The sequence below is a fragment of the Ramlibacter sp. P4_H7 genome (assembly GCF_056400765.1).
The window spans coordinates 615,071-623,270 of record NZ_JBFUKP010000001.1 but is presented as its reverse complement, the minus strand read 5'-3'; the positions used below and the strand labels follow the sequence as shown (position 1 = coordinate 623,270).

Annotated in this window: 11 protein-coding genes; 6 read left to right on the top strand and 5 right to left on the bottom strand. The window is 70.8% G+C overall.

Annotated elements, in window-relative coordinates:
• Positions 1-101 precede the first annotated feature (101 nt).
• The 6 genes from lptB (at position 102) to AC1DSA_RS03125 (ending at position 4,875) form a co-directional block, all read left to right on the top strand.
• Positions 102-893 carry an LPS export ABC transporter ATP-binding protein gene (lptB, locus tag AC1DSA_RS03150; protein WP_477885927.1) on the top strand — a complete coding sequence of 264 codons (792 nt, stop codon included), beginning with the start codon at positions 102-104 and terminating at the stop codon, positions 891-893.
• A 19-nt stretch (positions 894-912) separates the two neighbouring features.
• A complete protein-coding gene (locus AC1DSA_RS03145) occupies positions 913-2,484 on the top strand; it encodes an RNA polymerase factor sigma-54 (RefSeq protein ID WP_477885925.1) in 1,572 nt (523 codons plus the stop codon).
• Positions 2,485-2,575: 91 nt separating this feature from the next.
• Positions 2,576-3,793, top strand: coding sequence for a THUMP domain-containing class I SAM-dependent RNA methyltransferase (locus AC1DSA_RS03140; RefSeq protein WP_477885923.1), 1,218 nt, complete (start codon positions 2,576-2,578; stop codon positions 3,791-3,793).
• A complete protein-coding gene (locus tag AC1DSA_RS03135; RefSeq protein ID WP_477885921.1) occupies positions 3,777-4,184 on the top strand; it encodes a putative toxin-antitoxin system toxin component, PIN family in 408 nt (135 codons plus the stop codon). Before AC1DSA_RS03140 ends, AC1DSA_RS03135 begins: the two co-directional genes overlap by 17 nt.
• Positions 4,185-4,288: 104 nt before the next feature.
• Positions 4,289-4,492, top strand: coding sequence for a hypothetical protein (locus AC1DSA_RS03130; protein WP_477885919.1), 204 nt, complete (start codon positions 4,289-4,291; stop codon positions 4,490-4,492).
• Between the two features lie 104 nt (positions 4,493-4,596).
• Positions 4,597-4,875, top strand: a complete 279-nt coding sequence (locus AC1DSA_RS03125; RefSeq protein ID WP_477885918.1) for a hypothetical protein — start codon at positions 4,597-4,599, stop codon at positions 4,873-4,875.
• On the opposite strand, the gene AC1DSA_RS03120 is transcribed toward AC1DSA_RS03125, so the two are convergent.
• Genes AC1DSA_RS03120 through thiL form a run of 5 tightly spaced genes read right to left on the bottom strand, consistent with a single transcriptional unit; the run spans position 4,817 to position 8,195 of the window.
• Positions 4,817-5,710, bottom strand: a complete 894-nt coding sequence (locus AC1DSA_RS03120) for an alpha/beta fold hydrolase (protein WP_477885916.1) — start codon at positions 5,708-5,710, stop codon at positions 4,817-4,819. The two genes, AC1DSA_RS03125 and AC1DSA_RS03120, sit on opposite strands and share 59 nt — an antisense overlap.
• 14 nt (positions 5,711-5,724) lie before the next feature.
• A complete protein-coding gene (locus tag AC1DSA_RS03115; RefSeq protein ID WP_477885914.1) occupies positions 5,725-6,201 on the bottom strand; it encodes a CinA family protein in 477 nt (158 codons plus the stop codon).
• Positions 6,198-6,737, bottom strand: a complete 540-nt coding sequence (locus tag AC1DSA_RS03110) for a phosphatidylglycerophosphatase A family protein (RefSeq protein ID WP_477885912.1) — start codon at positions 6,735-6,737, stop codon at positions 6,198-6,200. The genes AC1DSA_RS03115 and AC1DSA_RS03110 overlap by 4 nt, the downstream gene beginning before the upstream one ends.
• A gap of 19 nt (positions 6,738-6,756) precedes the next feature.
• Positions 6,757-7,233, bottom strand: coding sequence for a thermonuclease family protein (locus tag AC1DSA_RS03105; RefSeq protein ID WP_477885910.1), 477 nt, complete (start codon positions 7,231-7,233; stop codon positions 6,757-6,759).
• A complete protein-coding gene (gene thiL / locus AC1DSA_RS03100) occupies positions 7,230-8,195 on the bottom strand; it encodes a thiamine-phosphate kinase (RefSeq protein ID WP_477885908.1) in 966 nt (321 codons plus the stop codon). The genes AC1DSA_RS03105 and thiL overlap by 4 nt, the downstream gene beginning before the upstream one ends.
• Between the last annotated feature and the right edge of the window lie 5 nt (positions 8,196-8,200).

Sequence of the window (8,200 nt, the reverse complement as noted above, 5' to 3'; positions counted from 1 at the left end):
GTGCCGGCCTCTGCCGCGTCCGCCCCCGCAGCCGCGCCCGCATCGGCGACGCCGGCCGCGCGCCTGCGCCCTTCCACCACGCTCGGTCAGGAGAAGCGTTGATGGGAGACGTGGAGACCGCGACCGCCGCCGCCCGGGTGGCGGAGGCCGCGACGAGCCGGCTGGAAGCGCGCCACCTGCAGAAATCCTATGGCGGCCGCAAGGTCGTGCAGGACGTCTCGCTGGCGGTGAAGAACGGCGAGGTGGTCGGGCTGCTGGGGCCCAACGGCGCCGGCAAGACCACGTCCTTCTACATGATCGTCGGCCTGGTGCGGGCCGATGGCGGCGAAATTTCCATCGACGGCCAGCCGGTGGAGCACATGCCGATCCACCGCCGCTCGCGCCTCGGGCTGTCCTACCTGCCGCAGGAAGCCTCGATCTTCCGCAAGCTGAACGTGCAGGACAACGTGCGCGCGGTGCTGGAGCTGCAGCGCGGTCCGGACGGCAAGTCGCTGTCGGGCGCGGAGATCGAACACCGGCTGACCGCGCTGCTGCAGGACCTGCGGGTGGACCACCTGCGCGACTCGCCGGCCCTGGCGCTGTCGGGCGGCGAGCGGCGGCGCGTGGAGATCGCGCGCGCGCTGGCGACCCAGCCGCGCTTCATCCTGCTGGACGAGCCGTTCGCCGGCATCGACCCGATCGCGGTGATCGAGATCCAGCGCATCATCAGCTTCCTCAAGTCGCGCGGCATCGGCGTGCTGATCACCGACCACAACGTGCGCGAGACACTGGGCATCTGCGACCACGCCTACATCATCAGCGAGGGGCGCGTGCTGGCGCAGGGCACGCCCTCGGAGATCGTGAACAACGCCGACGTGCGCCGGGTCTATCTCGGCGAGCACTTCCGGATGTGAAAGCGGGACGGCCGGCCGTATGAAGCAAGGGCTTTCCCTTCGCGTTTCGCAGCACCTGGCGCTCACGCCGCAGCTGCAGCAGTCGATCCGGCTGCTGCAGCTGTCGACGCTGGAGCTGAGCCAGGAGATCCAGCAGATGCTGGACGACAACCCCTTCCTGGAAGCGCAGGTGGAGGACGTCGGCGAGGAGTTCGGCATCGCCACCTGCGATGCGGTGCGCGCGGCGGACGAACCCGAAGGCCAGGGCGAGGGCGAAAGCAGCTTCGAGCTCGCCGCGCCGGCCGGCGAGGCACCGTCCGCGTCGACCCCGGAGGCGGAGCCCGCCGAGTTCGGTGACGACAGCACCCCCAACTGGGAAGGCGACGGCACCACGGAGACGGTGCCGGACGACGGCGAGTGGGGCGGCGAGGCGCCCGCGCGCCGCAACAACACGGGCGACGAGGACGATGTCGAAGCGACCGACCTCGCGCGCGGCAACGAGTCCCTGCAGTCCTGGCTGCACCGGCAGGCGCTGACGCTGCGCCTTTCCGAGGAAGACCGGATGGCCCTGCGCTTCCTGATCGAGTCGCTCAACGACGACGGCTACCTCGAGGAGCCGCTGGAAGAACTCGCGCGGGGACTGGCGCCGGACGACCTCGAGCAGCAGGAGGAGCTGGTGCAGCGCTTCACCATGGCGTTGCACCTGCTGCAGAACCTGGACCCTCCCGGCGTCGGCGCGCGCACGCTGGCCGAGTGCCTGCTGCTGCAGCTGAAGACCATGCTGGAGGAAGCGCCCGGCCAGGAGTCGATCGCTACCGCCATGAAGATCTGCCAGCAGCCGATCGACCTGCTGGCCAAGCGCGACGTCAAGCGGCTGGCTCAGTCCTGCGGCGGCAGCGAAGCGATGGTGAAGGCGGGGATCGCGCTGATCACCCGCCTGGAGCCGAAGCCCGGCCGCCGCTTCGTCGATGTCGAGCGCAACATCATCGTGCCCGACGTGATCGTCACGCAGGTCGGCCGCGGCACCCGGTCGAACTTCCGCGTGCAGCTCAATCCCGACGTGGTGCCGCGCCTGCGCGTGCACGACGTCTACGCCGGCGCGCTCAAGGCGCACCGCGGCGAAGGCCACCAGGCGCTGCAGCAGCGGCTGCAGGAAGCCCGCTGGTTCATCAAGAACATCCAGCAGCGCTTCGACACCATCCTGCGCGTCTCCGGCGCGATCGTGGAGCGGCAGCGCAATTTCTTCATCCACGGCGAGCTGGCGATGCGGCCCCTGGTGCTGCGCGAGATCGCGGACGAACTGGGCCTGCACGAATCGACCATCTCGCGCGTGACCACGGCCAAGTACATGGCCACGCCCTTCGGCACCTTCGAGCTGAAGTACTTCTTCGGCTCGGCCTTGGGCACCGAGACCGGGGGCAATGCCTCCAGCACCGCCGTGCGCGCCCTGATCAAGCAGTTCGTGGCGGCGGAGCAGGCGAAGAAGCCGCTGTCGGACAGCCAGATCTCGGACATGCTCAAGGAACAGGGCATCGAGTGCGCGCGCCGCACGGTGGCCAAGTACCGCGAGGCGCTGCGGATCGCGCCGGCCAACCTGCGCAAGGAACTATGAGAGCCGCCCGAATCACCGAAGACGCTCGCTGCTGCCTGCGAAGCGGAATGTCCCACGCGGGTCGGTTGGCACGCGCGGGGGGAGCGGCCTGATGCGCGACCTCCGCCTGTTCCTGCCCTGCGCAGCCGGTGTCGAGGCTTTGCTGGCCGAGGAAGTGACCCGCATCTGCGCGGGCGCAGCCAGGGAAATGCGCAGCTCCCGCGGCGGCGTGCAGCTGCTGGCGACCTGGCCGGAAGTGATGCGGCTGAACCTGCACAGCCGCCTGACGCAGCGCGTGCTGGTGGAGCTGTGGCACGGCCCCTACCGCGCCGAGCAGGACCTGTACGAGGCCGCGGCGGGAGTGCCGTGGGAAGAATGGTTCGGCACGCGCGACAGCTTCAAGATCGAACTGACCGCGCACCAGAGCCCGCTGAAGAGCCTGAACTTCGCGGCGCTGCGCATCAAGGACGCGGTGGCCGACCGATTCCGCGACCGCAGCGGCGCCCGCCCGGACGTGGACACGCAGCGGCCGGTCGCGCGCATCTTCGGCCACCTGGCCGCCGAGGCGCTCACGCTGTACATCGACACCTCCGGCGAACCGCTGTTCAAGCGCGGCTGGCGCGAGGACAAGGGCGAGGCGCCGTTGAAGGAAACGCTCGCCGCGGCGATGCTCGCCGCCAGCGGCTGGGACGCGACCGTGCCGCTCTACGACCCCTGCTGCGGCAGCGGCACCATCGCGATCGAAGCCGCGCAGATCGCCTGCAACATCGCGCCGGGGCTGCTGCGCCGCTTCGGCTTCGAGCGGCTGAAGCCGCACAGCGCCGGCGACTGGGCTGCGATCAAGGCCGAGGCCCAGGCCGCGCGGCGCGCACCGACCGCACCGGTGTTCGGCAGCGACGTCGCCTTTCGCATGGTCGACTTCGCCCAGCGCAACGCCGAGCGCGCGGGGGTCGCCCACGCCGTGCAGTTGCGCGGCGGGGATGCCTTGCAGCGCATGCCGCCGAGCGAGACGCCGGGCCTGCTGCTGCTCAATCCGCCTTATGGCGAGCGCATCGAAGCCGGGGGCGTCGCCGGCCGGGGACGCGGCGGCCGCGAGCAGGCGCAGATGGAGAATGCCGGCGACTTCTTCGCGCAACTGGCCTCCCACTGGAAGCGCCATTACCCGGGCTGGACCGCCTGGGTGCTGTCGCCCGATGCCAAGCTGCCGACGCGCATGCGGCTGAAGGAATCGCGGCGCGTGCCGATGTGGAACGGTCCCATCGAGTGCCGGCTGTTCCGCTTCGACATGGTCGCGGGCTCGGCCCGCACCCGGGATGCAGCTGGTTCTTGACACCAACATCGTGCTGGACCTGCTGGTCTTCCGCGATCCGCAGGCGCAGCCGGTGTCGCAGGGACTGCAGGCGGGCACGCTGCTGTGGTTGGCGACGGCCTCCATGCGCGAGGAGTTGGCGCGCGTGCTCGCCTATCCCAAGCTCGCCCCCCGCGTCGCCTTCCATCGCGGTGCCGCCGGGCAGGTGCTGGACGACTTCGACCGCCACGTGCGGCTGGTCGAGCCCGCCGCCAAGGCGCCGCTCACCTGCGGCGATCCGGACGACCAGAAGTTCATCGACCTGGCGGTCGCGCACCAGTGCCTGCTGCTGAGCAAGGATTACGAGGTGCTGCGGATGCGCAAGCGCCTGGCCTTGCTGCAGGTCACCGCAACCGCTTGCCTCACCGCGTAAAGAGCGGAAGCGCCGCCCTCCTACGCGTCACGATTCCCGCCGACTACTTCGGCCGCTTCCGGTGGCGCTAGCGTGGGGGATTGCGACATTCCATCCCCCACGCCATGTCCCACTCCCTGGTCCCGCAAGCGCAAACCCTGCCGGAAACCTCGCCCGCCGCCGCGCCGGATCCGGGCGCGTGCCGGGAATGCCTCGGTGCCGGCGGCTGGTTCCGTTTCGAACCGGCCCTGGAGCCGGCGCCGGGGATGGTCTACCTGTCCTGCCTCCCTTGCCGAGGTAGCGGCCGGCTGGCGCTGGCCCGGGCCTGAGTACTACGCGCGCGGTAGGTCCCGGCGAATGTGCGTGACGTCCTGTTCCGACAAGTCCGATCTCTGGCACGTGTGATGCTACTGACGTGAAAAGAGCCACCCCCTTGACCGAAGTCCCCAGCCCCGAAGAACGCAAGGCGCGCCTGGTGCGCAATCTGCTTGCGCTGCGCCGGGTGTTGGAGGCGGAGCAGATGCAGTCGGGACGCTGGAGCGACCGGATCGAAGAGCTCGACCAGGAGCTCGCGAGCCTCGGGCACGACATGAAGTCCACCCTGGCCACGGCCGCCGAGAGCCTGCGCCGCACCTTCCTGCTGCCGAGGCTCGTCAACCGAAGAAAGCGCGCAGCGCATCGGCCGTCGGGCCAGGCAGTTCCTCAGGAATGAAGTGGCCGGCGGGCAGCATGTGCCCGCTCACGGTGCCGGCGCATTGCGCCTGCCACAGCGCCATCGGGTCGAACAGCCGTCCCACCACCCCTTTCTCTCCCCAGAGCACCAAGGTGTCGCACGCGATGCGCTGATTCCGTGCGCGGCTGTCGCGGTCGTGCTCCAGATCGATGCCGGCGCTCGCCCGATAGTCTTCGCAGGCCGCATGGATGGCTTCGGCGCGGCAAAAGCACCGCTCGTACTCCGCCAGCGCCTGCGGTTCGATGTGCGCCACCCCGGCCGATCCCCAGCCGCCCAGCTTGGCGCGCAGGTAGAAGCGGGCGTCGCCGCCGATCATCTTCTCGGGCAGCGGCGCCGGCTGGATCAGGTGGAACCAGTGGTAGTAGCTGCGCGCGAAGGCCATGTCCGTGGCCTCGTACATGTCCAGCGTCGGCGCGATGTCGATCAGCGCCAGCCGGTCCACCCGCTGCGGGTGGTCGACGGCGAGGCGGTGGGCAACGCGGGCCCCCCGGTCGTGGCCGCACAGGAAGAAATGCGGCCGGTCGAGCGCCTGCATCACGTCGACGATGTCCTGCGCCATCGCCCGCTTGCTGTAGTTCGCATGGTCGGGCAGGCCGGGCGGCTTCATCGAGTCGCCATAGCCGCGCAGGTCCGGCAGCACCAGGAAGAAGTCTTCGGCGAGGCTGCGCGCGACCCGGCGCCACATCGCGTGGGACTGTGGAAAGCCGTGGACGAGGACCAGCGCCGGCTGGTCGGGACGGCCGCCAAGGCGAGCATGAATGCGGTCGCCGCCGACCGCGAAATCCTCGCTGTCGAAGCCCTCGAACCAGTCCATGGCCGTCCCTCCAGTCAGGAAAGCAGATCCAGCAACCTTTGCAAGGCGTGTTCCACGGTGGCGGTACGCACGGCGGCGCGGTCGCCGGGGAAGGTGCGCGTCTCGCTGCTGAGCTGCCCGTTCACCTGGAAGCCGAACCAGACCAGGCCGACCGGCTTCAGCGGCGTGCCGCCGGTGGGCCCGGCCACGCCGGTGACGGCCACGCTCACCTGCGCCTGCGAATGACGCACGGCGCCGAATGCCATGGCGCGCGCGACCAGCTCGCTCACCGCGCCTTGCTGGGCGATGAGGACCGGATCCACGCCCAGCAGCTCCGTCTTCGCGGCATTGGAATAGGTGACGAAGCCGCGCTCGAACCAGTTGCTGGAGCCGCTCAGGTCGGTGCAGGCGGCGGCGATCAGGCCGCCGGTGCAGCTTTCGGCGGTCGCGAGCATCCAGCCGCGCGCCTGCAGCACCTGGGCGAGTCGTTCGCAGAGCGCGCGCGTGCTCACCCCCAGGTCCTCCACAGCGCCAGCACCAGCAGCGTGCAGAAGGCCGCGACCAGGTCGTCGACCAGGATGCCGAAGCCGCCCCGCCATCCGGGGCCCTTGAAGTGGCTGTCCGCCCAGCCTACCGGGCCGGGCTTCACCGCGTCGAAGAAACGGAACAGCAGGAAGGCCACCAGCTGGCCGGCCCAGCCCTCCGGCGTCACCACCCACAGCACCAGCCAGAAGCAGACGATCTCGTCCCACACGATGGCCGACGGATCGGCAATGCGCAGGTGGCGTGCGGTGACGGTGCAGGCCCACCAGCCCAGGGCCAGGGACAGCGCGATCAGTTCGCCGATCTCGGCCGGCTCCAGCCAGTGCTGCAGGGCGATGAAGGTGAGCCAGGCCCACAAGGTTCCGAAGGTGCCGGGCGCGACCCGCGCAAGGCCGCTGCCGAAACCGAGCGCCACCAGGTGCGCCGGGTGCGACAGCATGAAGCCCACCGTCGGCCGCAGCGGCGGCGGCCGCAGGGGCTCGGGGGCGAGGCTGGCGTCGGACATCGGCGCAATGGTAGCGCCGCTACTGGCAGCGCCCGTGGCGCTTGCGGAAGCTGCGCGGGTCGGTCGCGCCCGGCAACGACCAGAGGCCCTTGCGCTCGCTGCGCGCCTGCTCCTCCAGCGCCGCATAAGGTCCCCGCTTGCCATGGAAGCTCATGGACCAGGCGTAGCCATAGCGCACCAGCCAGGCGTTGACGTCCTGGCCGCGGTGGTCGATGCGCGCGAGCACCCGCTCGTAATCGTCCACACCGCGAGTGCGCACGCGGACCTTCTGGTGCAGCACCCGTTCGCGCAGGGCGTGCTTGGCTTCGGGGCCATAGGTCTGGCAGCCCTCGGGCGCATCCAGGTCGACCAGGCGGATCTGCACCGGCTCGCCACCGGCAGCGGGTCGCACCCACAGCGTGTCGCCGTCGGTCACGTGGGTCACCGTGCCGCTGAAGGTCGCTGCGTGCAGCGCGGGCGCGAGCGCCACCAGCAGCGCGACGAGCCAGGCCTTCATGTCCCGAAGTGGTCGAAGCCGGCGAAGCGGCGCTGCACGGGTCGGCCCTGCGCATCCAGCAGGCGCAATCCGGGATCGGCTTCGATGCGGCCGATGCGCGTCACCGGGGTCGCGGCCTGCGCCGCGGCCGCTTCGACGGCGGCGCGGTGCTGCGGCGCCGCCGTGAAGGCGAGCTCGTAGTCGTCGCCGCCGGCGAACACCAGGTCTTGCACGCGTTCAGGTGGCAAGGCCAGGCCCTGCGCGCCCGCCGCCAGCAGACGCGGCGCAGCCGAGAGGTCGATGGTGGCACCCACCCGCGAGCGCTCCAGCACGTGGGCCAGGTCGCCCAGCAGGCCGTCACTCACGTCGATGGCCGCCGTGGCGATGCCGCGCAGCGCGAGGCCCAGCGCGACGCGCGGTTGCGGGCGGTCCATGCGTTCGCGCGCCGCCGCGAACACGGCCTGCGGCAGGGAGGCCGTGCCGCGGAACGCTTCCAGCGCGAGCCGGGCGTCGCCCAGCGTGCCGCTGACCCAGACATCGTCGCCGGCGCGCGCGCCCGAGCGCAGCAGCGCCTGGCCGGCGGGCACCTCGCCGAACACGGTGATGCCGATCGTCAGCGGGCCGCGGGTGGTGTCGCCGCCCACCAGTTCGCAGTCGTGCGCATCGGCCAGCGCGAACAGGCCCTCGGCGAAGCCCGCGAGCCAGGCCTCGTCTACCTGCGGCAGCGCCAGCGCCAGCGTGAATGCGAGCGGCTGCGCGCCGCAGGCCGCGAGGTCGCTCAGGTTCACCGCCAGCGCCTTGTGGCCCAAGGCATGCGGAGCCACGGTGGACAGGAAGTGGCGGCCCTCCACCAGCATGTCCGTGGAGACCGCGAGGTCCATGCCGGCGGCCGGGCGCAGCAGCGCGCAGTCGTCCCCGACCCCGAGCGGATTGCGCCGTGCGGGCCGGGTGAAATAGCGTGCGATGAGGTCGAACTCGCCCATGGGAC

Excerpts from the sequence above, each read along its gene's own strand:
- AC1DSA_RS03120 (WP_477885916.1), bottom strand. The coding sequence starts at position 5,710 with ATGGACTGGTTCGAGGGCTTCGACAGCGAGGATTTCGCGGTCGGCGGC.
- lptB (WP_477885927.1), top strand. The coding sequence starts at position 102 with ATGGGAGACGTGGAGACCGCGACCGCCGCCGCCCGGGTGGCGGAGGCC.
- AC1DSA_RS03105 (WP_477885910.1), bottom strand. The coding sequence starts at position 7,233 with ATGAAGGCCTGGCTCGTCGCGCTGCTGGTGGCGCTCGCGCCCGCGCTG.
- AC1DSA_RS03145 (WP_477885925.1), top strand. The coding sequence starts at position 913 with ATGAAGCAAGGGCTTTCCCTTCGCGTTTCGCAGCACCTGGCGCTCACG.
- thiL (WP_477885908.1), bottom strand. The coding sequence starts at position 8,195 with ATGGGCGAGTTCGACCTCATCGCACGCTATTTCACCCGGCCCGCACGG.
- AC1DSA_RS03135 (WP_477885921.1), top strand. The coding sequence starts at position 3,777 with ATGCAGCTGGTTCTTGACACCAACATCGTGCTGGACCTGCTGGTCTTC.
- AC1DSA_RS03130 (WP_477885919.1), top strand. The coding sequence starts at position 4,289 with ATGTCCCACTCCCTGGTCCCGCAAGCGCAAACCCTGCCGGAAACCTCG.
- AC1DSA_RS03110 (WP_477885912.1), bottom strand. The coding sequence starts at position 6,737 with ATGTCCGACGCCAGCCTCGCCCCCGAGCCCCTGCGGCCGCCGCCGCTG.
- AC1DSA_RS03140 (WP_477885923.1), top strand. The coding sequence starts at position 2,576 with ATGCGCGACCTCCGCCTGTTCCTGCCCTGCGCAGCCGGTGTCGAGGCT.